We start from the raw sequence: 23,552 nt of genomic DNA on the forward strand, positions 1-23,552 counted from the left end.
AAAACCCGACAATGTCGGGTTTTCTTGTTTTAGCCGATTACTGCTTGGCAGGTTCGGCTGGAGCAGCTGGGGCAGCTGGGGCAGCTGGCGCGGCTTCCGGAGCCGGAGTAGCCGGAGCGGCTTCTTCGGCGGCCTTCTGCTCGGCTTCGGCCTGATCTTTGGCGGCTTCGGCGTTTTCCTTGGCAGCCTCGTTCATTTTATCCTGAGCTTCGCCCGCTTTTTCCTGGGCTTGCTCGGCGTGTTGCTGTGCGTCCTGGGCTTTGTCTTCGCTCGCTTTATCGCAAGCGGCCAGGCCCATGGCAGCGGCCAGCATCAGAGCAAAAGCAAAAGGTTTACGCATGGGGGTGTTTCTCCTTGGTGGAATAAGTGACTTGTTCCTTCGAGTGCAACTACGCGGAATAAGTTCCGCGAAGATTACACATATATAACGCCTCGTTCTATATAGACTTTTTAACGATTTTATGCCGCTGCGGCAATGCGCAGGGAAACAGCCAATGAGCGATTCAACCTTGATGGCCATGGCCGAGCGTTTTCTCTCGGCGTTGAAACATTGTCAGTTGTTGCAAATGCGTGTGGCGCAAACCAATGCCGATGGTATGACCTTGGTGCTGCCCTGGTCTCCGGCTATCGTCGGCAACCCGCAGACCGGCGCCGTGCATGGCGGCGCGCTGACCACGCTGATGGACACCACCTGCGGCATGGCCACATTGTGCGTGCTGCCGCGCTTCGAGGTGTGCCCGACACTGGACCTGCGCATCGACTACATGCACCCGGCAGAGGCCGGCAAGGACATCTACGGCCATGCCCAGTGCTACCGGGTCACCCGCGATGTGATCTTCACCCGTGGCACGGCCTACCAGGACGACCCCGCCCAGCCGATCTGCCAGGTGGTGGGCACGTTCATGCGCCTGGGCCAGGAGATCAAGGGTGGCATCCGTTTCGGCAACAGCCTGAAGGAGGGCGGGGCATGATTCCGCACGAGGTTCGTCAACAGCTCAACGCCGCCCACGCAGTGGGAGACTATCGGCCTTTGCTGGCACTGATCCCCTATGCCGGCCTGATCGGCATCGAATGCGAGCGCGAGGGCGATGACCTGCTATTCCGTCTGCCGGCCAGCCAGGACAACATCGGCAACCCGCTGCTGCCGGCCATCCACGGCGGGGTGATCGCGGGCTTCATGGAGCTGTCGGCAGCGCTGTACCTGCTGATCTTCAGCGAGAGCGCGAGCATTCCGAAGATCATCGACTTTTCCATCGATTACCTGCGCGCCGGGCACTTTCGCGATACCTATGCCCAGTGCCAGCTGTGGCGCCAGGGCCGGCGGGTGACCAATGTGGCCATCACCGCCTGGCAGGGTGACAGGCAGTCGCCGATCGCCACGGCTCGCGCGCATTTCAAGATCGAACCGGAAAAGCCCTTGAAATCATCCGGGCAGCCCCCATCTGCATGACATCCGCCGCTAACGCAGGCCAACCCGGCCGCCAGGCGTCAACTGCCATCAGATCGGAGTTTTGAAGACCATGAGTGTGGAGACTCAAAAAGAAACGCTGGGCTTCCAGACCGAGGTAAAGCAGCTGCTGCACCTCATGATCCATTCCTTGTACTCGAACAAGGAGATCTTCCTGCGTGAATTGATCTCCAACGCCTCCGACGCCGCCGACAAGCTGCGTTTCGAGGCCCTGGCCAAGCCAGAGCTGTTCGAAGGCGACGCCGACCTGAAGATTCGCCTGAGCTTCGACAAGGACGCCGGTACCGTGACCCTCGAGGACAACGGCATCGGCATGAGCCGCGAAGACGTCATCGCCCACCTGGGTACCATCGCCAAGTCCGGCACTGCCGACTTCATGAAGAACCTCACCGGTGACCAGAAGAAGGACTCGCACCTGATCGGTCAGTTCGGTGTGGGCTTCTACTCCGCGTTCATCGTTGCCGACAAGGTCGATGTGTACAGCCGCCGTGCCGGCCAGCCGGCCGCCGAAGGCGTGCACTGGTCGTCGAAAGGCGAGGGCGAGTTCGAAGTCGCCACCATCGACAAGCCACAGCGCGGCACCCGCATCGTCCTGCACCTGAAGAAGGACGAGCAGGAGTTCGCCGATGGCTGGCGCCTGCGCAACGTGGTCAAGAAGTACTCCGACCACATCGCCATGCCGATCCAGCTGCCGAAGGAGCAAGCTGCCGCCGAAGGCGAAGAACAGCCGGCCGAAGAGTGGGAAACCGTCAACCGTGCCAGCGCCCTGTGGACCCGTCCGCGTACCGAGATCAAGGACGAGGAGTACCAGGAGTTCTACAAGCACATCGGCCATGACTTCGAAAACCCGCTGGCCTGGAGCCACAACAAGGTCGAAGGCAAGCTCGAATACAACTCGCTGCTGTACGTGCCGGCCCGCGCGCCGTTCGACCTGTACCAGCGCGAAGCGCCACGCGGCCTGAAGCTGTACGTGCAGCGCGTGTTCATCATGGACCAGGCCGAGTCGTTCCTGCCGCTGTACCTGCGCTTCATCAAGGGTGTGGTCGATTCCAACGACCTGTCGCTGAACGTGTCGCGTGAAATCCTGCAGAAAGACCCGATCATCGACTCGATGAAGACCGCGCTGACCAAGCGCGTGCTGGACATGCTGGAGAAGCTGGCGAAGAACGAGCCCGAGCAGTACAAGGGCTTCTGGAAGAACTTCGGCCAGGTGCTGAAGGAAGGCCCGGCCGAAGACTTCGCCAACAAGGAAAAGATCGCCGGCCTGCTGCGCTTCGCTTCCACCCAGGACGACAGCGGCGAGCAGAGCGTCGCCCTGGCCGACTACCTGGCACGCGCCAAGGAAGGCCAGGACAAGATCTACTACCTCACCGGCGAGTCGTACGCGCAGGTCAAGAACAGCCCGCACCTGGAAGTCTTCCGCAAGAAAGGCATCGAGGTACTGCTGCTGACCGACCGTATCGACGAGTGGCTGATGAGCTACCTCAACGAGTTCGACGGCAAGGCCTTCGTCGACGTCGCCCGTGGCGATCTGGACCTGGGCAAGCTGGATTCGGAAGAAGACAAGAAGGCCCAGGAAGAAGTCGCCAAGGACAAGGAAGGCCTGGTCGAGCGCCTGAAGGGCGCGCTGGGTGACAGCGTGGCCGAGGTGCGCGTGTCGCACCGCCTGACCGATTCGCCGGCGATCCTGGCCATCGGTGAGCAGGACCTGGGCCTGCAGATGCGCCAGATCCTCGAAGCCAGCGGGCAGAAGGTGCCGGAGTCCAAGCCGATCTTCGAGTTCAACCCGACCCACCCGCTGATCGAGAAACTGGACAACGAGCAGAGCGAAGACCGCTTCGCCGAGCTGTCGCACATCCTGTTCGATCAGGCGGCCCTGGCGGCCGGTGACAGCTTGAAGGACCCGGCGGCTTACGTTCGTCGCCTGAACAAGCTGCTGGTCGAGCTGTCTGCTTGAGTTGATGCATAGGAAAGCCCGCTTCGGCGGGCTTTTTTCATGGCGAGCATATTGATGACGAGTGCCAAAGGAGTGCTTGATGAGCAAAGTAATCGTCGAATCGCTGGTCTATCACCTGTCCGGCAAGGCGTATGAAAGCCGCCTGGTCTACGAGCCGGGCGCGCTGGGGCGGCCAGGCCTGGTGATGGCGCCGAACTGGATGGGTATCGGCGAAGGTGCCGAGCGCATCGCCAAGGAAGTGGCCGAGAAGGGCTATGTGGTGCTGATTGCCGACCTGTACGGGCAATCGGTGCGTCCGTCCAACGCCGACGAGGCCGGCGCGGCGATGATGCCGTTGAAGAACGACCGTGGCGAGCTGCGCAAGCGCATGCAGGAAGCCCTGGCGCAACTGTTGGGGCAGTCGAAGGCGCTGCTGGAGCCGGGCAAGGTCGGCACGTTTGGTTTCTGCTTTGGTGGCTGCTGTGCACTGGAGCTGGCCCGTACTGGCGCCGATTTGCGTGCGGCGGTGTCGTTCCATGGCACGCTGGACACGCCGAACCCGGAAGATGCCAAGCGCATCAAGGGCTCGGTGCTGGTGCTGCACGGCGCTTCCGACCCACTGGTGCCGAAGGAGCAGCTGCCGGCGTTCGAGGAGGAGATGAACGCGGCCAAGGTTGACTGGCAATTGCTCAGCTATGGCGGCGCGGTGCACTCGTTTACCGACCCGAGTGCCAATGTGCCGGGCAAGATGCAGTATGACCGGCGTACCTCGGAGCGGGCGTTCCGCTCGATGCATAACCTGCTGACCGAAGTGTTCCAGCGCTGATGGCGCATTGGGGCTGCTGCGCAGCCCTTCGCGGGCTTGCCCGCTCCCACAGGTACGGAACTGCCCGTAAGTGCAACGCCGTCCCAGTGGGAGCGGGCAAGCCCGCGAAGGGCCGCAAAGCGGCCCCAATTACCGCGGCAGCTCGATCCTCGAAGTTTCCCCCGGCACCACCGGCCAATCCCCCGCAGCCCACTTTGCCCGGGCCTGTTCGATCAGTTCCACATCGCTGGCGACAAAGTTCCAGTTCATCCGCCGCGGCCCATCCAGCGGCGCTCCACCAATCAGCACCAGCTGGCACTCACCTTCCGCATACAATGTCACCTCTTCGCCCTCCGGCAGCACCACCAGGCTGCACGGCTCCACCTCCTCATCGTTCATCAGCAATTCGCCATCCAGTACGTACAGCGCCCGTTGCGCATGCTCATTCGGCACCTGCAAGGTAGTCGCCGGCTGCATCCGCACATGCGCGTAAAGGGTAGGGGAGAGCACCGGCACCGGGGATTCCAGGCAGAACCCGCTGCCGGCAATCATGCAGATGCGCACCCCCAGGTTGTCGCTGACCGGCAGGCTTGCCGCCGGGTGGTGGCTGTAACTTGCCGGGCCTTGTTCATGCTCGCGTGGTGACGCCAGCCATACCTGCAACCCGTGCAGGCGTGAACCATGGGCCAGGGCATCTTCAGGCGTGCGCTCGACATGGGCCACGCCGCTGCCTGCGGTCATCCAGCTGACATCGCCCGGCAGCACCCGCTGCGCCGAGCCGAGGCTGTCCTTGTGCAGGATTGCCCCTTCGAACAGGTAGGTAAGGGTCGACAGGCCGATATGCGGGTGCTGGCGGATATCCATGCCGTGCCCCGGGGCATAGTCGGTTTCGAGCATGTGGTCGAAAAACACGAACGGGCCGACGCTGCGGCACTGGGCCGACGGCAGCGGGCGCAGGATCGGCTGGCCCTCGACCGATTCGGCACGTGGGCGGATGACCAGGGGGCTGCTCATGGGAAGGCTCCAGGCAAGGTGGAAATGCCCCAAGCATAGCGGTTTGCCTGCCGCGGCTGAACCGTCTCGTTGGCTGGCCGGTCTAGAGGTGTGGTACCCGGAAAAGGAAGCTTCATCATGATCGTCAGAGCGCTGGCCTGCGTGCTGTTATCCACCTGGCTGTGCCAAGCGGCGCAGGCGCGCGACTACCGCTACAGTGATGCCCACCTGCACTACGTCGACTTCTTCCAGGAAAGCGAAGGCATGCCCGCGCTGATCAAGGCCATGGATGCCGCCGGTATCGAGCAGTCGATGATTTCCGGCGTCCCGGTGGCCAAGAAGTGGCACGAAGACGAGCCCAAGCGCCCGCGCTATTACGCTGGGGATGACGCCGAAGCCTACTGGTACAGCGCCACCGACACCTACGTGGCCGCGGCGTTGCAGCAACTGCCCGACGAGCAGCGCAAGCGCTTTCATCCGTTCCTGGCCGGCTTCAATCCGGTGGACAAGAACGCCGCCAGCCATATCGAGCGCATGCTCGATCTGCATCCGGGGCTGTGGCAGGGCATTGGCGAGGTGTTCACCCGCCACGATGACCTGACGGCACTGACCAGCGGTGACACGCCGCGCGCCAACAACGAAGCCATGACGCGTATCTATCACCTGGCAGCCGAGCGCGACTTGCCGGTGCTGCTGCATTCCAACATCACCTCCAAACGCGAGCGCAACCCCTTGTACCTGGCGGAGATCGAAGAGCCGCTGCGCAATCACCCGCACACGCGGTTCATCTGGGCGCACGCCGGCAGCAGCATGGAGATTCACCGGCACCAGACACAGATGGACTTTCTGCTGCCGGTGCTGACGCGGTTACTGGAGGATTACCCGAACCTCTATGTCGATTTGTCGTGGAGCGTGCTGGAGCCTTATCTGCTGGATGACCGGGGTGTGCCGCGCAAGGAGTGGTTGGCACTGGTCGAGAAATTCCCGGAGCGGTTCATGCTGGGTTCGGATGTGGTGGGGCGGTTTGGTAGCCTTGGGGAGCAGATGCATGGGTTCAGGCCGTTTCTGGATGCATTGCCGGAGGCGGTGGCGAACAAGGTGGCTCGGGAAAACTTTCTGGGAGTGCTGCCCAAAGTTCACCAATAACCTGTACTGGCCTCTTCGCGGGCACGCCCGCTCCCACAGGGACCCCACAGGTTCCGAAGTCTGTGCAAGACCTGTGGGAGCGGGCGCGCCCGCGAAGAGGCCGGTACAGACGATACAAATGAAAACGCCCCGAACCAGTCGGGGCGTTTTCGTTTACCGCAGCAGCGTCTTACTTGCCTTCCCAGCGCTTGAGCACCAGGGTGGCGTTGGTGCCGCCGAAGCCGAAGCTGTTGCTCATGACCGTGTCGATCTTGGCGTTTTCTTCGGTCTTGCGCAGGATCGGCAGGTCGGCGACCTCCGGGTCCAGCTCGTCGATGTTGGCGGAGCCGGCGATGAAGTTGTTTTCCATCATCAGCAGGCAGTAGATCGCCTCGTGTACGCCGGCAGCGCCCAGCGAGTGGCCCGACAGGCTCTTGGTCGAGCTGATCTTCGGTGCCTTGTCGCCGAACACGGCGCGAACGCCCTTGATCTCGGCAACGTCACCGACCGGGGTCGAGGTGCCGTGGGTGTTCAGGTAGTCGATCGGGGTGTCGACGGTCGACAGCGCCTGCTGCATGCAGCGGATGGCACCTTCGCCGCTCGGGGCAACCATGTCGTAGCCGTCGGAAGTAGCGCCGTAGCCGACGATTTCCGCGTAGATCTTGGCGCCACGGGCCAGGGCGTGCTCCAGCTCCTCGACCACCACCATGCCGCCACCGCCAGCGATGACGAAGCCATCACGGTCGGCGTCGTAGGCGCGCGAGGCCTGCTCCGGGGTTTCGTTGCGCTTGGTCGACAGGGCGCCCATGGCATCGAACAGGAACGACTGGCTCCAGTGCTCTTCTTCACCACCACCGGCGAAGACGATGTCCTGCTTGCCCCACTGGATCTGCTCCAAGGCGGTGCCGATGCAGTGTGCCGAAGTGGCGCAGGCCGACGAGATCGAGTAGTTGATGCCCTTGATCTTGAACGGGGTGGCCAGGCACGCCGAAACGGTGCTGCCCATGGTGCGGGTAACGCGGTACGGGCCGACGCGCTTGACGCCTTTCTCGCGCAGGGTGTCCAGCGCTTCCATCTGGTTCAGGGTCGAGGCGCCGCCGGAGCCAGCCACCAGGCCGGTACGCGGGTTGGAAACCTGCTCTTCGGTCAGGCCGGCGTCCTTGATCGCGTCCTGCATCGCCAGGTAGGCGTAGGCAGCAGCGTGGCCGACGAAGCGGTAGACCTTGCGGTCGATCAGTTCTTCGAGGTTGAGGTCGATGGACCCGGAAACCTGGCTACGCAGCCCCATTTCCTTGTATTCCGGGTTGTAACGGATACCCGGACGGCTGTTGCGCAGGTTTTCGGTGACGGTAGCTTTGTCATTGCCCAGGCACGATACGATGCCCAGACCAGTGATAACGACGCGGCGCATGCGAATAACCCTTAGAAATTGTCAGTGGAGGTGAACACGCCGACCCGCAGGCCTTCGGCAGTGTAGATCTCGCGGCCGTCGACGCTGACCGAGCCATCGGCGATGGCCATGTTCAGCTTGCCCTTCAGGACGCGCTTGATGTGAATGTTGTAAGTGACTTTCTTGGCTTCCGGCAGTACCTGGCCAAAGAACTTCACCTCGCCCGAACCCAGGGCGCGACCGCGGCCCGGCAGGCCCTGCCAGCCGAGGAAGAAACCTACCAGCTGCCACATGGCGTCGAGGCCCAGGCAGCCCGGCATTACCGGGTCGCCTTCGAAGTGGCAGGCGAAGAACCACAGGTCCGGATTGATATCCAGCTCGGCGACCAATTCACCTTTGCCGTACTTGCCGCCTTCTTCGCTGATATGGGTGATGCGATCGACCATCAGCATGTTCGGCGCGGGCAGTTGCGCATTACCTGGGCCGAACAGCTCACCGCGACTGCAGCGCAGCAGGTCTTCCCGAGTAAAGGCGTGTTGTTTGGTCATGCGAGCTCCTCAATAACCCCCTGCGGCAGGGGATGAATCTTCCCGGCCGGCCCGATACGCATCGCGTCCGAGACGGCAGCCTACAGGTAGACTATTGCGTTGTGGTGAAAGTCACAGTGCACCCGGTGAAAGAAGTACAGGTGTGCACTGAAACGTCTATTTTCAGGTCCGATGAAGGTCCTGTCCAGTGTTTAAGACTGCCGCACTTTAGCATTTATCGCCAGTCGCGGTTGTCTGACCAGGTAGCCAGCGCTGCAGCACACGCTGCAGTTCGGTGCGGCGCAAGGGTTTGCTCAGGTAGTCGTCCATGCCGGCCGCCATGCAACGCTCGCGGTCGCCCTGCAAGGCGTTGGCGGTCAGGGCGATGATCGGTAGCCTGGCGCCGTTGGGCAGCTGGCGGATACGCCGGGTGGCTTCATAGCCGTCCAGGTGCGGCAGGCGGCAGTCCATCAGCACGGCGGCAAAACGCTGCCGGCTGACCCGTTCGACCGCCTCCAGGCCGTCCTCGGCCGTGCATACCGCCAGCCCCAGGCTACGCAGCATGGCCTCGATGACACTTTGGTTGACCGGATTGTCCTCTACCAGCAGCACCTGATCATTGTCGGCCACCGCCGGCGGCGCAGCGCTTGGCAGCGTCAGCGATACCGGGGCAGGGCTGGCCAGGGCCAGCGGCATCTCCAGGGTAAAGGTCGAGCCCAGGCCTTCACGGCTTTCGCCGCGCAGCTTGCCGCCCATGCGTTCGGCCAGGGTGCGGGCGATCGACAGCCCCAGCCCGGTGCCGCCATAGCGGCGGGAAATCGAGCTGTCGGCCTGCTGGAAGGCGACGAACATCATTTCCAGGCGCTCGTTGTCGATGCCGATCCCGGTGTCGCGCACGCTGCAGGTCAGCCAGATCAGCTGGCGGTCGAGCACCTGCCAGTGCGCCTCCACCTGTACCTGGCCGCGTTCGGTGAATTTCAGCGCATTGCCGACCAGGTTCAGCAGGATCTGGCGGATGCGCGTGGGGTCGCCGTTCACCTGCAGCTGCTCGATACCCGCCGGCAGTTGCAGGTGCAGGGCAAGGCCGCGCTGCTGGGCGCTGTGCTGGAACGACTGGACGCTGCTGGTGATCAGCTCGCCCAGGTTGAAGTCGATGTGTTCCAGTTGCAGCGCGGCGCGTTCGATGCGCGAGAAGTCGAGGATGTCGTTGATGACCTTGAGCAGGTGCCCGGTGGATTCGCTGGCCACCGCGGTGTACTCGGCCTGTTCGCTGTTCAGCTGGGTGGTTTCCAGCAACTGCAGCATGCCCAGCACGCCATTCATCGGCGTGCGCAGCTCGTGGCTCATCATCGCCAGGAAGTCCGATTTGGCGCGGTTGGCCTGTTCGGCCTCCTCGCGGGCCTGGATCAGTTCGGCAATGGCCTGCTTCTGTTCATTGCTGGCCTGCTCCAGGGCGTGGGCCAGGTTGTTGATGTGGCGCGCCAGGTGACCCAGTTCGCTGTCATCGACCACCGGCAACAGGGTGTGGTACTCGCCCTGCTGGATGGCCTTGACCGCATGCCCCATGTCGCTGATCGGCTTTGCCAGGCTCAGGGCCAGGCGGCGCGCCAGCAGGAAGGTGAACAGCAGGGCGAACAGCGCGAGGATACCGGCCTTGATCACGATTTCCTGCTGGCGCTGGCTGAAGGCGTCATCGGACATGCCGACGATGACCCGGCCCAGGTAATCGTCGCCGATGGCCGGGGTGGTGGCCTTGCCCTGTTGCAGGAAGTCGCTGTCCAGGCGGATCTGCTGCAGGCGGATGGGCGCCTGGAACACTTCGACACGTTGCGCGCGGTTGGCGCTTTCGTCGGACTGCTCCACGTACACCAGGATGTGGTTGCGGCTGTCCTGCACCTCGAGGAAGCGCACGTGGGGGATGCTGAGCGTGGCGCGCATCAGGCCCTCGAGCACTTCGTTGTTGCCCGAGATCACCCCGTATTCCGAGGCTGGCGCCAGCTGGTTGGCGATCAGTTGCCCGGTGTGGTTCAGTTCCTGGCGCAGGTCCTGGATACGCACGAAGGTGAAGAAACTGATCAGCAGCAAGGTCAGCAGCAGGGCAGGGCCGAGGCTGATGATCTGGGTGCGGGTGTGGATGTCCCAGCTCAGGCGCTTGCTCATGGGGTGGGTTCTCCTTCGGCCAGGGCCTTGGCGGCGGCGTTCGGATCGATCGGTTCAAGGCCCAGGGCGCGCGCCACCTGCTGGTTGCCGCTGACGCCGAAACGTACCGGGTACAGGCTGCGCGGCCAGCGCGCCGGTGGCTGGTCGAGCAACTGGTCGAGTACCGCCAGCCAATCGTCCTGGTCGCTGAAGGTGCTGGCCAGGGCGCCGGCGCGGACGAACCCGGCGTTCGGGCCGATCAGCGCCATCTGCCGGCCATAGCTGCTCAACAGCAGGTTCTTCGCAGTCTTGGAGTTGAACAGGTCGGCGTCGTCCAGGCCCAGCAGCACGTCACTGTTGGCCAACAAATGTTGCAGAGGTCGGCTGTCGCGCGGGTCGGGCCAGTCCTGGGCAATGATCTCCAGGCCCAGCGCGCGGGCGGCATGGCGCAGCTCTTCGAGCAGAAAGCTGCTGTGCTCACCGTACAGCACACCAATGCGCTGGGCCTGCGGCAGCAGGTAGCGCGCCAGGCGCAGCTGCCGGCCCAGCGGCGGGTCGCTCCACAGCAGCGTGAGGAACGCGGGCCGCGACTTTCCCAGGCGCTGTTCAGCCTGTACCCGGCTGACCCTCATGGCCAGGGCCGGCGGGCCGGCGGTTTCCCCAAGGCGCCATTCCAGTGCGGCGTTGTCCAGCAAGATCAGGCGCTGGTCAGCCTTGAGCTTGCCCGGGGGTGGCAGGTCGGCGGTGGTCTGGAAATGCACGTGATCGTGCGGCCGGCGGCTTTCCAGCGCAGCGACGAAACTGCGAATGCCGGGCTGGTCTTCCGCGCCTACCAACACGATTTCGCTGGCGGACAGCGGCCCCATCGGCCACAGGCACAACAGCAACAGGCGCAGCAGCAGGGCCATCAGAACTCCAGCTCCGCGCTGACGCTCAGGCGGTGGCGGCTGTCGTAGCGGTTCTGGATTGCCGTGGTCGGCTCATCATCCAGGCGCTGTTGCCACAGCGCCGCCAGCTCCAGGTTGCTGCCATGCACCCGGAAGCGCTTGGCCAGGCGCAGGTCCAGGCGCTCGTAGCGGTACTGGTTTAGCGCATCGTCGCCGTAATAGAACAGCGCACTGGACCAGCCGTCGCCCCACTCGCGCATCCACCCGGCCGAGCCGCTGTTGCGCGCGCTGAGGCGGCGGTCGGCGGGGTTGCTGGCCCAGGCATCCACGTAGGCGTAGGTAAGGCGCAGGCGGTCGCGCAGGGTCGGGCGCCAGTCCAGTTGCGCCTCGCTGCCGCTGAAACGGGCCTTGTTGGCGTTGCTGGCGATGTACTGGTTGTTCTTCAGGGGCTCGCTGATCATTCCGGTGATCTCGTCGTAGAACAGCTTCACATCCATGTTCAGGTCGATGTCGCTGAAGTAGCCGTTGTAGCCCAGCTCGCGCGAGCGCATGCGTTCCTGGTCGAGGTCGCCCGGGCCACGGGTCTTGACGAAGTACTCGCCGTTTTGCAGCTTGAATGCATTAGGGGTTGGGGTCAGGTTCTTGACCGTGTAGCTCCAGTTGACGTTGTTCTCGAACATGTCTGGCGAGCGCACTGCCTCGGAATACACCGCACGCAGGCCATGGCGCGGGGTGATCAGGTAGTTGACCGCCACGCGCGGGGTCAGCGAGCTGCCGGACAGGCGCGAGTCCTCGAACATGGCACCGCCCTGCAGGATCCAGTGCTCGTCGGCGCGCCACTCCAGCTGGCCGAACAGGCGCCAGGTCTGGTCGTCGATGCTGCCATTGAAGTAGGTCTGCGAGTCGGCACGATCATAGCGGTAGTTCATGCCGCTGAGCAGGCGCAGGCTGTCGGTCAGGCTCAGGGTGTCCTGGATTTCCAGGTCGTAGCGGGTTTCGCGGGTGCTCTGGTCGACGTCGCCGCAAACCTGCTGCTTGCCACCGTTCGCCCATTGCTGCTGGACCTTCTCCAGAAGCGCTTTCATCACGGGATCGTTGGTCGAAAGTGGTGCGCCGGTAGCAATGCCGCGCGCCACTTTTTCGGCGAAGTCAGGGTTCATTTGCCAGAGCTGGGTCAATTCCGGGCTGAACGACTGCAAGGCGTCGCAGGCACGCCACACCTGCTGGCGGTCGAAATGCTGGGCAGAGCCCTGGATATACAGGCTGTGCTCGGAGCTGAAGTCCTTGGTCCAGCGCAATGAGCCGGCGTAGTCCTTGGCATTGACGTCAGCGTTGTTACCGGCTTCGTATTTGGCGAACACCGGCTGATAGGTATAAGGCCGCTGGTTGCTGCCTTCCTTCGCCGCCAGTTGCCATTCCAGGGTCTGGTCGTGCGCCAGGCTGTGGCTGGCGTTGATATTGAAGCGGGTCAGCCGGCGGCTGTCGCGGTAGTCCTGGCCGAACTGGTTCTCGTCGAAGCCATCGTCCTGCTGGCCGGACAGCGACAGGCGCATGTCGCCGCCATCCCAGCCGAAGCCGTGGCTGGCGTAGAAATCGTTGATGCCGTCCTGGCCGCGGGTCATCTTCAGCCGCGTGCCATGGCTGTCGGCAGGGTTGCGGGTAAGGATGTTGACCACCGCCATCAGCGCGTTGGCGCCGTAGCTGACCGTGTTGGGGCCGCGGAACACCTCGATGCGCTCGATATCCTCCATGGCCAGGGGGATGTCGCTCCAGTCCACCGTGGCCAGGCCGGCGCGGTACACCGAACGGCCATCGATCAGCACCTGCATGCGCCGGGCATCGTTGACGTTGCTGCCGTGGTAGTTGACCGTGGGTTGGTTGCCGGCGTTGTAGCCCACCATCATGCCCGGCACCAGGCGCAGTAGCTCGGGGATGTCGCGGGCACCGCTGGCGCGAATCAGCTCGCTGTCGAGCACGGTCATGCTGCCCGGGACTGCGGCGGGGGATTGTTTCAGGCGCGTGGCGGTCAGAACCTGCGGCAGGTCCGTGTTGTCGATGAACAGGTCATCGGCCACGGCCGGGCCACCGAGCAGGGCAGTCAGTATGAGCAGGCGCGGGTACGGGGGCGTGCCAGGGAACACAAAGCGGCCTTGTATCAGGATTGAAACAGGCATGGTAACCGACCGCGGGGGTTTTGCCAGTGATCTGCTCTACCTGTCGGGCCCTTTCGCGGGCACGCCCGCTGCCACAGCCGCTCTGAAGGACTGCGCTATCTCTGTGGGAGCGGGCGTGCCCGCGAAAGGGCCGGTACTGACACTGGTTCTGTAGCAGGCGAGCCGTATAATGGCCGGGTCGCCACTTAACTTTTGGCTTTAACGGATTGGATATGACTGAACAGCAACCTGTTGCAGTTCTGGGAGGCGGCAGCTTCGGCACCGCCGTGGCGAACCTGCTGGCAGAAAACGGTGTGCCGGTGCGCCAATGGATGCGCGACCCGGAACAGGCCGAGGCCATGCGCGTCAATCGCGAGAATCCGCGCTACCTCAAGGGCATCCGCCTGCACGACGGCGTCGAGCCGGTCAGCGACCTGCTGGCCACCCTGCAGGCCAGCGAGCTGATTTTCGTCGCCCTGCCATCGAGCGCCTTGCGCAGCGTGCTGGCCCCGCATGCCGAGCTGCTGCGCGGCAAGGGCCTGGTCAGCCTGACCAAGGGCATCGAAGCGCAAAGCTTCAAGCTGATGAGCCAGATCCTCGAGGAAATTGCCCCCGAGGCGCGCATCGGCGTGCTGTCCGGCCCCAACCTGGCCCGTGAAATCGCCGAACATGCGCTGACCGCCACGGTGGTTGCCAGCGAGGACGAAAAACTGTGCCAGCAGGTGCAGGCCGTGCTGCATGGGCGTACCTTCCGCGTCTATGCCAGTGCCGACCGCTTTGGCGTCGAGCTGGGCGGGGCGCTGAAGAACGTCTACGCCATCATCGCCGGCATGGCGGTGGCCCTGGGCATGGGCGAGAACACCAAGAGCATGCTGATTACCCGCGCCCTGGCCGAGATGACCCGCTTCGCCGTCAGCCAGGGCGCCAACCCCATGACTTTCCTCGGCCTGGCCGGTGTCGGTGACCTGATCGTCACCTGCTCCTCGCCCAAGAGCCGCAACTACCAGGTCGGCCACGCGCTGGGCCAGGGCCTGAGCCTGGAGCAGGCGGTCAACCGCCTGGGCGAAGTGGCCGAAGGCGTCAACACCCTCAAGGTGCTCAAGGCCAAGGCGCAGGAAGTGCAGGTGTACATGCCGCTGGTGGCTGGCCTGCATGCCATCCTGTTCGAAGGCCGCACGCTGAACCAGGTGATCGAGCACCTGATGCGTGCCGAGCCGAAGACCGATGTCGATTTCATTTCCATCAGCGGTTTCAACTGAGCCTTCAGCGGCTCTGACAACAGCAAGGAGCAACACATGAACGATACGCCCGAACGCGCCCAGCGCGAGTCGATCATCCTGCGGGTCCTGTGGATGGTGGTGTTCCTGGTGGTCTGGCAGCTGGCCGAGCTGCTACTCGGTGGCCTGGTGCTGGTACAACTGATCTACCGTCTGGTGTACGGCGCCCCCAGCGCCAGCCTGATGAACTTCGGCGACAGCCTGAGCCAGTACCTGGCGCAGATCGGCCGCTTCGGCAGCTTCCACAGCGACCAGAAGCCCTGGCCGTTCGCCGACTGGCCGGCACCGCGTGCCCCGGAAGGCGAGGCGCCGCATGCGGTGGCCCCGGCCCCGCACCCGGTGCGTGACGAGGAGCCCAAGCTGTGAAGCTGTGGGTGCTGCGCCACGGCGAAGCGGAGCCGCGGGCCAACAGCGATGCCGAGCGCCGGCTGACCGCCCATGGTCGCGAACAGGTGCTGCATAGCGCCGCCCGCCTGCTGGGCCAGCCGCTGCAGGCGATCATCGCCAGCCCTTACGTACGCGCCCAGCAAACGGCTGCCCTGGTGCATGACACCCTGGGCTTCGCCGAACCGGTGCGCACCGTGCCCTGGCTGACGCCTGACAGTGATGTGCAGCAGGTTATCGGCAAAATCGAGCACCTGGGCCTGGAGCATGTGCTGCTGGTCAGCCACCAGCCGCTGGTGGGTACCCTGGTCGGGGCTTTGCAGCATGGCCACACGCAGCAACCGGCAGGCATGAGCACTGCAAGCCTGGCGGAGCTGGAAGGGGACTGGCCGCTGGCTGGGTTGATGACCCTTCAGGCGATCAGCTCGCCGGCCTGAAACCCCGGGGCCGCTGCGCGGCCCTTCGCGGGCTTGCCCGCTCCCACAGGTGTGTCGCTGAGCTCATGGTTTACGCGATCCCTGTGGGAGCGGGCAAGCCCGCGAAGGGCTGCAAGGCAGCCCCAGTCAAACCGACAAACCTTAACTGACTCGCATTAGGACTTGGCGAAGCCCGTGCCATCCTCCGCCGCGCCGCGCCCGCAAACCTGACCTGATAGCCCTCGCCGATGACCTTTCCGGACGTTGCCGAACTGCCCCGCGATACCGACAATGGGCCATCATCCCCCATCCGGACCCGGCGCCATGTCGCAGCAGATCTTCTTCGCCCATGCCAACGGTTTCCCCTCGGCCACCTACGGCAAGCTGTTCGCCGCCCTGGCACCGGACTACCAGGTGCAGCACCTGGCCCAGCACGGGCACGATCCGCGCTTTCCGGTGGACGACAACTGGCAGAGCCTGGTCGATGAACTGCTGCATCACCTGGCCCGGCAGGACCAGCCGGTATGGGGCGTCGGCCATTCGCTGGGCGGGGTGTTGCACCTGCACGCAGCCTTGCGCTGCCCCGAGTACTACCGCGGCGTGGTGATGCTCGACTCGCCGGTGCTCACCCGCGCCGACCAGTGGCTGCTGCGCACCGCCAAGCGCTTCGGCTTCATTGACCGTATCACCCCGGCTGGCCGCACCCTGGGGCGCCGCGAAACCTTCAATGACCGCGACAGTGCCCGGGACTATTTCGCCGGCAAGTCACTGTTCCGCCATTTCGATCCCGAATGCCTCGATGCCTACATAGAGCACGGCCTGCAGGCGATGGAGCAGGGGCTGCAGTTGCGCTTCGACCCGGTCACGGAAATCAGCATCTACCGCAGCATCCCGCATACCAGCCCTGCGCCCGCGCGGCAATTGCAGGTGCCGCTGGCCATGGTCCGCGGCGAGCGCAGCAACGTCATTCGCCGCCACCACACACTGGCTGTGCGCGGCATGCCCAGGGGCGAATACCACAGCGTGCCGGGTGGGCACATGTTCCCGCTGGAGCGACCAACCGACACCGCCAGCCTGATCAAGGGCCTGTTCGACCGCTGGAGCCAGGCATGAGCGCGCAGGTCGAGGAAATCCGCCTGAGCCTGGGCCATATCGAACTGGCGGCGCACCTGTTCGGCCCCGAGGACGGGCTGCCGGTAATCTCCCTGCATGGCTGGCTGGACAACGCCAACAGCTTCGCCCGCCTGGCGCCGCAGCTGAAAGGCCTGCGCATCGTCGCCCTGGACCTGGCCGGGCATGGTTACTCCGAGCACCGGCCGCTCGGCGCCGGCTATGCCCTGGCCGACTACGCCCATGACGTGCTGCGGGTGGCCGAGCAGCTGGGTTGGCAACGTTTCGCCCTGCTGGGCCATTCGCTGGGGGCAATCATTTCCGTGCAACTGGCTGGCGCGCTGCCGGAGCGGGTCAGCCATCTGGCCCTGATTGACGGCGTCATCCCGCCGACCGGCGCCGAGCAGGACGCCGGCGAGCGGTTGGGCATGGCACTGCAGGCCCAGTTGCGCCTGGATGGCAAGCGCAAGTCGGTGTACACCACACTGGAGCAGGGCGTGCAGGCGCGCATGAAAGGCATGGTCGCGGTCAGCCGCGAGGCAGCCGAGCTGCTGGCCCAGCGTGGCCTGATGCCGGTGCCCGGCGGTTACAGCTGGCGCAGCGACAGCCGCCTGACCCTGCCTTCGCCAGTGCGCCTGAGCGAGGCCCAGGCCATGGCCTACGTGCACCGGGTGAGTTGCCCGGCGCGCCTTGTGGTGGCTGCCGACGGCATGCTGGCGCGCCACACAGGGTTGCTGGAGCAGCTACCCTTCGAGCAGGTGACGCTGCCCGGTGGCCATCACCTGCACCTGAACGATGAGCAGGGCGCGGCCCTTGTCGCAGACTGTTTCAATCGCTTCTTTGGCTTTGCTTGACTTGCACCGGACAAGTGTCGAGGCTTGGCGGGTTGAACAGGGAGACAACCATGCAACTGCCAGACATCCTGGAGCTTCACCTCGGCGCTGAGCGCCGCCTGGCTCGCCAATGAGCGCGCCTGTTGCCATCCGTAATGCCATCGCTGCCTGCCTGGTGTGCGCCAGCCCCGTTTTGTGGGCCGGCAGCCTGCCGGTACCGGTGGACGCCAAGGTGGTCGACCAGCGCCCGGCCGTGGAGCAGGAGCGTGTCTACCCCATGGGCCCGCTGCGCAAGATCAGCGGCCGCCTGCGGGTCGAGGACAAGGTCGAAAGCCGTGGCCAGGTCAGCTCGGTAACCTACGAACTGCCGGTCGAGCGTACCGCCCGCGAAGCCTTCACCAGCGCTCGCGAAGCACTGCAGCGCGACGGCGGCTACCCGCTGTTCTGGTGCCAGGGCCGCGATTGCGGCGAGGCCAGCCTGTGGGCCAATGATGTGTTCGCCAATGCCCGCCTCAACGGCGGCGACGAGCAGCAGGCGTTCATCCTGCTGCGCCGCTCGGCGGAGCAGGCCGATACCCTGGTCGCGCTGTACAGCGTCACCCGCGGCAACCGCCGCGCCTACCTGCACGTGGAAGAGTTCGTCGCCGGCAGCCCGCTGGGCGAACTGCTGCCGACCGCCGCCACGGTGCTGCGCGAAATGCGCGACACCGGCAAGCTCGACTACCCTGACCTGGCCGCACCGCAAGACGCCTGGGCGAACCTGTTGGCCCGCAGCCTGAACCTCGACAGCACCCTGCGTGCCAGCCTCAGTGGCGCCCAGGCTGAAGCCTGGCGCGAGGCCTTGGTCAAGGCGGGGGTGCGCAATGGCCGCCTCGAAGTCGGTAGCGCGCCTACCGACGGCCTGCACCTTGAACTGATCCGTTGAACGGGCACCACCATGGCTAACAATGACCGCTTGCTGGTCCAGATTCTGCTGCTGGCGCTGCTGGGTGCCGGCCTGTGGGTAATGGCACCTTTCATTTCAGCGCTGTTGTGGGGGGCCATCCTGGCCTTTGCCAGCTGGCCGTTGATGCGCTTGCTGACGCGTGCGCTGGGCGGGCGCGAAACCCTGGCGGCCAGCCTGCTGACCACTGCCTGGATCCTGATCGTGGCGCTGCCGCTGGTGTGGCTGGGGTTCAACCTGGCCGACCACATTCGCGATGCGACGGCGTTCGTGCGTGACGTGCAGGTGGACGGCCTGCCCGATGCTCCGGCGTGGCTGGGTGGCATCCCGTTGGTTGGCGAGCGTCTGGTCAGCTGGTGGCAATCACTGGACCAGCAGGGCGCGGCCTTGCTGGCCTCGGTCAAGCCGCACCTGGGGCAGGTGGGCAACTGGTTGCTGGCGCGCAGCGCGCAGATCGGCAGCGGCGTGCTGGAGCTGAGCCTGAGCCTGGTATTCGTGTTCTTCTTCTACCGCGACGGCCCGCGCTTGTCGGCGTTCGTCCTGCGCTTGCTGCACCGCTTGATGGGCGACCGCGGCGAGTACTACCTGGAGCTGGTGGCCGGTACGGTGCAGCGGGTGGTCAACGGGGTGATCGGTACGGCCGCCGCGCAGGGCGTGCTGGCGTTGATCGGCTTCCTGATTGCCGGTGTGCCCGGGGCCATCGTGCTGGGGCTGGTGACCTTCATGCTCAGCCTGATCCCCATGGGCCCGCCACTGGCCTGGATCCCGGCCACGGGCTGGCTGGTATGGAAGGGCGAATACGGCATGGCGGTGTTCCTGGGGGTTTGGGGCACCTTCATCATCAGTGGCGTGGACAACGTGCTCAAACCGTACCTGATCAGCCGTGGCGGCAACCTGCCGCTGGTGATCGTGCTGCTGGGGGTATTCGGCGGTTTGATCGCCTTTGGCTTCATTGGCCTGTTCATCGGGCCGACCTTGCTGGCGGTCGGCTACAGCCTGCTGCTGGACTGGAGCCGCAACGCCGTCCCGCAGCCGCCCCAGCGGTAAGTCTGTGCCGGCCTCTTCGCGGGCTTGCCCGCTCCCACAGGTACAGCACAGGCCTTGAGCCTTGTAGAGTCCTGTGGGAGCGGGCAAGTCGAGGCGTCGAACCGCCGCGAAGAGGCCGGTACCGACAACCGAAAAGCCTGATCTTTACACCTTCTTTATTCCGATCCCCACCCCCCAATCTCGCCCCTTTACGCCCCTCGCTCGGACAATTTCCCCAAAGCGGCCCAAGCCGCAACACGGGGAGAACCACACATGAACATGCTCGACGGGCTGTCACTGCTGCTGGCAGTGGCATTGGCGTTTTATCTGCTGGTGGCGCTGCTGCGCGCCGATCGCAGCTAGGGAGCGGCCATGCACAGTTACGACTTCGCCTTGCTGTTGGCATTTTTCGCCATCGTGCTGCTGCCGGCACCCTGGCTCGGGCGGTTCTACTTCAAGGTCATGGAAGGCCAGCGCACCTGGCTGTCGCCCCTGCTGGGCCCGGTCGAGCAAACCTGCTACCGGCTGGCGGGCGTGCGCGCCGACCAGGAACAGAACTGGCAGCAGTACACCCTGGCCCTGCTGGCCTTCAACCTGGCCGGCTTCCTGCTGCTGTTCGCCGTGCTGCTGTTGCAGGGCTACCTGCCATTCAACCCGCAGCATCTGCCCGGCCAGGAATGGTCGCTGGCGTTCAATACCGCGGTCAGCTTCGTCACTAACACCAACTGGCAGACCTACAGCGGTGAGGCGTCGGTCAGCTACCTGAGCCAGATGCTCGGCCTGACCGTGCAGAACTTCGTCAGCGCCGCCACCGGCCTGGCCGTGCTGGTCGCCCTGTGCCGCGGCATCGCCCGGCGCAGCGCCACGACGCTGGGCAACTTCTGGGTCGACATGACCCGCGCCACCCTCTACGGCCTGCTGCCGCTGTGCCTGCTGCTGGCGTTGCTGCTGGTATGGCAGGGCGTACCGCAAACCTTGGCCGACTACGCCCACGCGGTCACCCTGCAAGGCACCGAGCAGACCATCCCGCTGGGCCCGGCCGCCAGCCAGATCGCCATCAAGCAGCTGGGTACCAACGGCGGTGGCTTCTTCGGGGTCAACTCGGCGCACCCGTTCGAGAACCCCACGGCCTGGAGCAACCTGTTCGAGGTGACTTCGATCATCCTCATTCCGGTGGCGCTGGTGTTCACCTTTGGTCACTACGTGAAGGACCTGCGCCAGAGCCGCGCCATCCTCGCCTGCATGCTTGCCCTGTTCCTGATCGGCGGCAGCACGGCGTTGTGGTCCGAGTACCAGCCCAACCCGGCCCTCGAGAGCGCGCAGGTACAGCAAAGCGCCCCCATGGAGGGCAAGGAAAGCCGCTTCGGCACCACCGGTTCGGTGCTGTGGACAGTGACTACCACCTCTGCCTCCAACGGTTCGGTCAATGCCATGCACGACAGCCTCAACCCGCTGACCGGCATGGTGGCGATGGTCAACATGATGGTCGGTGAGGTGATCTTTGGCGGCGTCGGTGCAGGGCTGTACGGCATGCTGCTGTTCGTGCTGATCGCGGTGTTCCTGGCCGGGCTGATGATCGGCCGCACCCCGGAATACCTGGGCAAGAAACTGCAGGCCCGCGAGGTGCAGTTGCTAGTGGCGACCCTGCTGGTGATGCCGGTCGGCGTGCTGGTGCTCGGCGCCATCGCCGCCAGTCTGCCGGGCCCGGCGGGTGCGGTCAGCAACCCGGGTGCGCATGGCTTCAGCCAGCTGTTGTACGCCTACACCTCGGGCACGGCCAACAACGGCTCGGCCTTTGCCGGCTTCGGTGCCAACACGGTGTTCCACAACCTGATGATCGGCCTGGCCATGCTTGTCGGCCGCTTCGGCTACATCCTGCCGGTGCTGGCGCTGGCCGGCTGCCTGGCGGCGAAGAAAAGCGCGCCCCAAGGGCTGAACAGCTTCCCCACCCATGGCCCGCTGTTCACCGGCCTGCTGCTGGTCACCATCCTGCTGGTCGGTGGCCTGACCTTCCTGCCGACCCTGGCCCTTGGGCCGATCGCCGAACACTTGAGCCTGGGTTTTTGAGGACCGACCATGAACATGCCCATTCCTGAAGTACAAACTCGGCACAGCGCCAAGGACCAGACCCGCTTCGCCGCGTTGTGGCGCCCGGCGCTGGTGCAGGCATTCGTCAAGCTCGACCCGCGCCAGCTCAAGCGCTCGCCGGTGATGCTGGTCGTCGCCCTGACTGCGATGCTGACCACCGTCCTGTGCTTTGCCCCCGGCAGCGGCGTGAGCACCGGCGTTGCCGTGCAGATCGCCCTGTGGCTGTGGTTCACCGTGCTGTTCGCCAACTTCGCCGAGGCCCTTGCCGAAGGCCGTGGCAAGGCCCGCGCCGACAGCCTCAAGGCCGGCAGCCAGGGCCTGACCGCCCAGCGTCGCAAGCGCGATGGCAGCTACGAGACCGTCGCGGCCAGTGCGCTGCGCAAGGACGATGTGGTGCGCGTGGTGGCCGGCGAAATGATCCCCGGTGACGGCGAGGTGCTCGAAGGTATTGCTGCGGTCAACGAGGCCGCCATTACCGGCGAGTCCGCGCCGGTGATCCGCGAGTCCGGCGGCGATCGCTCGGCGGTGACCGGCAATACCCGGCTGGTCTCCGACTGGTTGTTGATCCGCATCACCAGCAACCCGGGCGAGTCGACCCTCGACCGCATGATTGCCCTGGTCGAAGGCGCCAAGCGGCAGAAGACCCCGAACGAGATCGCTCTCGACATCCTGCTGATCGGCCTGACCCTGATCTTCCTGATCGTGGTGGTGACCCTGCAGCCGTTCGCCCATTTCGTCGGTGGCAGCCTGCCGCTGATCTTTCTCGCCGCATTGCTGGTGACGCTGATCCCCACCACCATCGGCGGCCTGCTGTCGGCCATCGGCATCGCCGGCATGGACCGGCTGGTGCGGCTGAACGTCATCGCCCGTTCCGGCCGCGCGGTGGAGGCGGCCGGTGATGTGCATACGCTGATGCTCGACAAGACCGGCACCATCACCTTCGGCAACCGCCGCTGCAGCGCCCTGCACGCCGCACCGGGCATCACCGCCCGCGAGCTGGGGGAGGGCGCCTTGCTGGCCTCGCTGGCGGACGACACCGCCGAGGGCAAGTCGATCGTCGAGTACCTGCGCCAGTTGCATGACTTCGTCGAACCGGCCGCCGGGCAGTTCGAGGCGGTGGCGTTCAGCGCCGAGACGCGCCTGTCGGGTATCGACTTGCAGCAGCACCGCTACCGCAAGGGCGCCGTCGACGCCGTGCTGGCGTTCGTTGGCATGCAACGCCTGGAAATGCCCCAGGCGCTGGCCCGTGAAGTGGAGCGCATTGCCCAGAGCGGCGGCACACCGTTACTGGTGTGCATCGACAAGCGCCTGCTCGGCGTGATCCACCTCAAGGACGTGGTCAAGCCCGGCATCCGCGAGCGCTTTGCCGAGCTGCGCAAGCTGGGCATCCGCACGGTGATGGTGACCGGCGACAACCCGCTGACCGCTGCTGCCATCGCTGCCGAGGCCGGCGTGGATGATGTGCTGGCCGAGGCCACGCCAGAGAAGAAGCTGGCGCGCATCCGCCAGGAGCAGAACGACGGCCGCCTGGTGGCCATGTGCGGCGACGGCGCCAACGACGCCCCGGCACTGGCCCAGGCAGACGTGGGCATGGCCATGAACGACGGCACCCAGGCCGCGCGCGAGGCGGCCAACATGGTCGACCTGGACAGCGACCCGACCAAGTTGCTGGATGTGGTGCAGGTCGGCAAGGAGCTGCTGGTGACCCGCGGCGCGTTGACCACCTTCTCCATCGCCAACGATGTGGCCAAGTACTTCGCCATCCTGCCGGCGCTGTTCGCCGCCATCTACCCGCAACTGGGCGTGCTCAACCTGATGCACCTGGCCAGCCCGCAGAGTGCGATTCTGTCGGCCATCGTGTTCAACGCGCTGATCATCATCGTGCTGATCCCGCTGGCGCTGCGCGGCGTGCGGGTGCAGGCGGCCAGTGCGGCGCACCTGCTGCGGCGCAACCTGCTGATCTACGGGTTGGGCGGCATTGTCGTGCCGTTTGCCGGGATCAAGCTGATCGACCTGCTGCTCAATGCCCTGCACCTGGTCTGAGGAGGCCAC

22 protein-coding genes are annotated in these 23,552 nt (G+C 64.9%); 15 read left to right on the forward strand and 7 right to left on the reverse strand.

Features of this window, described 5'->3' with window-relative positions; genetic code table 11:
• Positions 1-37: 37 nt before the first annotated feature.
• A complete protein-coding gene (locus tag B2790_RS14350; RefSeq protein WP_286919044.1) occupies positions 38-340 on the reverse strand; it encodes a hypothetical protein in 303 nt (100 codons plus the stop codon).
• 154 nt (positions 341-494) lie between these two features.
• Between B2790_RS14350 and B2790_RS14355 the strand changes: the two genes are divergently transcribed.
• The 4 genes from B2790_RS14355 (at position 495) to B2790_RS14370 (ending at position 4,230) form a co-directional block, all read left to right on the forward strand.
• Positions 495-971: a PaaI family thioesterase gene (locus tag B2790_RS14355; RefSeq protein WP_075045842.1), complete on the forward strand. Its 477-nt coding sequence runs from the start codon at positions 495-497 to the stop codon at positions 969-971.
• Positions 968-1,450, forward strand: a complete 483-nt coding sequence (locus B2790_RS14360; RefSeq protein WP_025339965.1) for a PaaI family thioesterase — start codon at positions 968-970, stop codon at positions 1,448-1,450. The genes B2790_RS14355 and B2790_RS14360 overlap by 4 nt, the downstream gene beginning before the upstream one ends.
• Positions 1,451-1,520: 70 nt before the next feature.
• A complete protein-coding gene (htpG, locus tag B2790_RS14365) occupies positions 1,521-3,425 on the forward strand; it encodes a molecular chaperone HtpG (RefSeq protein ID WP_025339964.1) in 1,905 nt (634 codons plus the stop codon).
• Between the two features lie 79 nt (positions 3,426-3,504).
• Entirely contained in the window at positions 3,505-4,230 is a 726-nt protein-coding gene (locus tag B2790_RS14370) for a dienelactone hydrolase family protein (RefSeq protein WP_015271090.1), read from the forward strand.
• A gap of 129 nt (positions 4,231-4,359) precedes the next feature.
• Here the strand turns inward: B2790_RS14370 and B2790_RS14375 are convergent, their stop codons facing one another.
• Positions 4,360-5,223, reverse strand: coding sequence for a pirin family protein (locus B2790_RS14375; RefSeq protein ID WP_286919045.1), 864 nt, complete (start codon positions 5,221-5,223; stop codon positions 4,360-4,362).
• 117 nt (positions 5,224-5,340) lie between these two features.
• Between B2790_RS14375 and B2790_RS14380 the strand changes: the two genes are divergently transcribed.
• Positions 5,341-6,348 carry an amidohydrolase family protein gene (locus B2790_RS14380; protein WP_286919046.1) on the forward strand — a complete coding sequence of 336 codons (1,008 nt, stop codon included), beginning with the start codon at positions 5,341-5,343 and terminating at the stop codon, positions 6,346-6,348.
• A gap of 169 nt (positions 6,349-6,517) precedes the next feature.
• Here the strand turns inward: B2790_RS14380 and fabB are convergent, their stop codons facing one another.
• The 5 genes from fabB to B2790_RS14405 all read right to left on the reverse strand — a co-directional run bounded on the left by fabB (position 6,518) and on the right by B2790_RS14405 (position 13,444).
• Entirely contained in the window at positions 6,518-7,738 is a 1,221-nt protein-coding gene (gene fabB / locus B2790_RS14385) for a beta-ketoacyl-ACP synthase I (protein WP_013973429.1), read from the reverse strand.
• An 11-nt stretch (positions 7,739-7,749) separates the two neighbouring features.
• On the reverse strand, positions 7,750-8,265 hold the full coding sequence (fabA, locus tag B2790_RS14390) for a 3-hydroxyacyl-[acyl-carrier-protein] dehydratase FabA (protein ID WP_003251509.1): 516 nt from the start codon (positions 8,263-8,265) through the stop codon (positions 7,750-7,752).
• 207 nt (positions 8,266-8,472) lie between these two features.
• Positions 8,473-10,404 (reverse strand): ATP-binding protein, encoded by a 1,932-nt coding sequence (locus B2790_RS14395; RefSeq protein ID WP_274078359.1) that lies wholly within the window; start codon positions 10,402-10,404, stop codon positions 8,473-8,475.
• The gene (locus B2790_RS14400) at positions 10,401-11,291 is read right to left on the reverse strand and encodes an ABC transporter substrate-binding protein (protein WP_025339960.1); all 891 of its coding nucleotides are present in this window, start codon (positions 11,289-11,291) and stop codon (positions 10,401-10,403) included. The genes B2790_RS14395 and B2790_RS14400 overlap by 4 nt, the downstream gene beginning before the upstream one ends.
• Positions 11,291-13,444: a TonB-dependent receptor plug domain-containing protein gene (locus tag B2790_RS14405; protein ID WP_286919047.1), complete on the reverse strand. Its 2,154-nt coding sequence runs from the start codon at positions 13,442-13,444 to the stop codon at positions 11,291-11,293. The genes B2790_RS14400 and B2790_RS14405 overlap by 1 nt, the downstream gene beginning before the upstream one ends.
• 212 nt (positions 13,445-13,656) lie before the next feature.
• Here B2790_RS14405 and B2790_RS14410 point away from each other — a divergent pair, with 212 nt between their 5' ends.
• From B2790_RS14410 to kdpB, 10 genes are all read left to right on the forward strand, one after another.
• On the forward strand, positions 13,657-14,682 hold the full coding sequence (locus B2790_RS14410) for an NAD(P)H-dependent glycerol-3-phosphate dehydrogenase (RefSeq protein ID WP_025339958.1): 1,026 nt from the start codon (positions 13,657-13,659) through the stop codon (positions 14,680-14,682).
• Between the two features lie 36 nt (positions 14,683-14,718).
• Positions 14,719-15,066, forward strand: coding sequence for a DUF4389 domain-containing protein (locus B2790_RS14415; protein ID WP_025339957.1), 348 nt, complete (start codon positions 14,719-14,721; stop codon positions 15,064-15,066).
• A complete protein-coding gene (sixA, locus tag B2790_RS14420; RefSeq protein WP_286919048.1) occupies positions 15,063-15,521 on the forward strand; it encodes a phosphohistidine phosphatase SixA in 459 nt (152 codons plus the stop codon). The genes B2790_RS14415 and sixA overlap by 4 nt, the downstream gene beginning before the upstream one ends.
• A gap of 303 nt (positions 15,522-15,824) precedes the next feature.
• Positions 15,825-16,613 carry an alpha/beta fold hydrolase gene (locus tag B2790_RS14425; protein WP_286919049.1) on the forward strand — a complete coding sequence of 263 codons (789 nt, stop codon included), beginning with the start codon at positions 15,825-15,827 and terminating at the stop codon, positions 16,611-16,613.
• Positions 16,610-17,464 (forward strand): alpha/beta hydrolase, encoded by an 855-nt coding sequence (locus B2790_RS14430; protein WP_286919050.1) that lies wholly within the window; start codon positions 16,610-16,612, stop codon positions 17,462-17,464. Before B2790_RS14425 ends, B2790_RS14430 begins: the two co-directional genes overlap by 4 nt.
• Positions 17,465-17,573: 109 nt before the next feature.
• Positions 17,574-18,368: a DUF4892 domain-containing protein gene (locus B2790_RS14435; protein WP_286919051.1), complete on the forward strand. Its 795-nt coding sequence runs from the start codon at positions 17,574-17,576 to the stop codon at positions 18,366-18,368.
• A 12-nt stretch (positions 18,369-18,380) separates the two neighbouring features.
• Positions 18,381-19,433, forward strand: a complete 1,053-nt coding sequence (locus B2790_RS14440; protein WP_286919052.1) for an AI-2E family transporter — start codon at positions 18,381-18,383, stop codon at positions 19,431-19,433.
• 252 nt (positions 19,434-19,685) lie between these two features.
• On the forward strand, positions 19,686-19,775 hold the full coding sequence (gene kdpF, locus B2790_RS14445; RefSeq protein ID WP_003251485.1) for a K(+)-transporting ATPase subunit F: 90 nt from the start codon (positions 19,686-19,688) through the stop codon (positions 19,773-19,775).
• A gap of 9 nt (positions 19,776-19,784) precedes the next feature.
• A complete protein-coding gene (gene kdpA / locus B2790_RS14450; protein WP_286919053.1) occupies positions 19,785-21,479 on the forward strand; it encodes a potassium-transporting ATPase subunit KdpA in 1,695 nt (564 codons plus the stop codon).
• 9 nt (positions 21,480-21,488) lie between these two features.
• Positions 21,489-23,543, forward strand: coding sequence for a potassium-transporting ATPase subunit KdpB (kdpB, locus tag B2790_RS14455; protein ID WP_286919054.1), 2,055 nt, complete (start codon positions 21,489-21,491; stop codon positions 23,541-23,543).
• Positions 23,544-23,552 lie beyond the last annotated feature (9 nt).

Origin of the sequence: Pseudomonas sp. UBA6753 (assembly GCF_002453565.1) — a bacterium.
Taxonomy (GTDB): Bacteria; Pseudomonadota; Gammaproteobacteria; order Pseudomonadales; family Pseudomonadaceae; genus Aquipseudomonas; species Aquipseudomonas putida_Z.

Bases quoted from the DNA above. Each gene is read 5' to 3' on its own strand.
- B2790_RS14350 (WP_286919044.1), bottom strand. From the start codon at position 340: ATGCGTAAACCTTTTGCTTTTGCTCTGATGCTGGCCGCTGCCATGGGC.
- B2790_RS14355 (WP_075045842.1), top strand. From the start codon at position 495: ATGAGCGATTCAACCTTGATGGCCATGGCCGAGCGTTTTCTCTCGGCG.
- B2790_RS14360 (WP_025339965.1), top strand. From the start codon at position 968: ATGATTCCGCACGAGGTTCGTCAACAGCTCAACGCCGCCCACGCAGTG.
- htpG (WP_025339964.1), top strand. From the start codon at position 1,521: ATGAGTGTGGAGACTCAAAAAGAAACGCTGGGCTTCCAGACCGAGGTA.
- B2790_RS14370 (WP_015271090.1), top strand. From the start codon at position 3,505: ATGAGCAAAGTAATCGTCGAATCGCTGGTCTATCACCTGTCCGGCAAG.
- B2790_RS14375 (WP_286919045.1), bottom strand. From the start codon at position 5,223: ATGAGCAGCCCCCTGGTCATCCGCCCACGTGCCGAATCGGTCGAGGGC.
- B2790_RS14380 (WP_286919046.1), top strand. From the start codon at position 5,341: ATGATCGTCAGAGCGCTGGCCTGCGTGCTGTTATCCACCTGGCTGTGC.
- fabB (WP_013973429.1), bottom strand. From the start codon at position 7,738: ATGCGCCGCGTCGTTATCACTGGTCTGGGCATCGTATCGTGCCTGGGC.
- fabA (WP_003251509.1), bottom strand. From the start codon at position 8,265: ATGACCAAACAACACGCCTTTACTCGGGAAGACCTGCTGCGCTGCAGT.
- B2790_RS14395 (WP_274078359.1), bottom strand. From the start codon at position 10,404: ATGAGCAAGCGCCTGAGCTGGGACATCCACACCCGCACCCAGATCATC.
- B2790_RS14400 (WP_025339960.1), bottom strand. From the start codon at position 11,291: ATGGCCCTGCTGCTGCGCCTGTTGCTGTTGTGCCTGTGGCCGATGGGG.
- B2790_RS14405 (WP_286919047.1), bottom strand. From the start codon at position 13,444: ATGCCTGTTTCAATCCTGATACAAGGCCGCTTTGTGTTCCCTGGCACG.
- B2790_RS14410 (WP_025339958.1), top strand. From the start codon at position 13,657: ATGACTGAACAGCAACCTGTTGCAGTTCTGGGAGGCGGCAGCTTCGGC.
- B2790_RS14415 (WP_025339957.1), top strand. From the start codon at position 14,719: ATGAACGATACGCCCGAACGCGCCCAGCGCGAGTCGATCATCCTGCGG.
- B2790_RS14425 (WP_286919049.1), top strand. From the start codon at position 15,825: ATGTCGCAGCAGATCTTCTTCGCCCATGCCAACGGTTTCCCCTCGGCC.
- B2790_RS14430 (WP_286919050.1), top strand. From the start codon at position 16,610: ATGAGCGCGCAGGTCGAGGAAATCCGCCTGAGCCTGGGCCATATCGAA.
- B2790_RS14435 (WP_286919051.1), top strand. From the start codon at position 17,574: ATGAGCGCGCCTGTTGCCATCCGTAATGCCATCGCTGCCTGCCTGGTG.
- B2790_RS14440 (WP_286919052.1), top strand. From the start codon at position 18,381: ATGGCTAACAATGACCGCTTGCTGGTCCAGATTCTGCTGCTGGCGCTG.
- kdpF (WP_003251485.1), top strand. From the start codon at position 19,686: ATGAACATGCTCGACGGGCTGTCACTGCTGCTGGCAGTGGCATTGGCG.
- kdpA (WP_286919053.1), top strand. From the start codon at position 19,785: ATGCACAGTTACGACTTCGCCTTGCTGTTGGCATTTTTCGCCATCGTG.
- kdpB (WP_286919054.1), top strand. From the start codon at position 21,489: ATGAACATGCCCATTCCTGAAGTACAAACTCGGCACAGCGCCAAGGAC.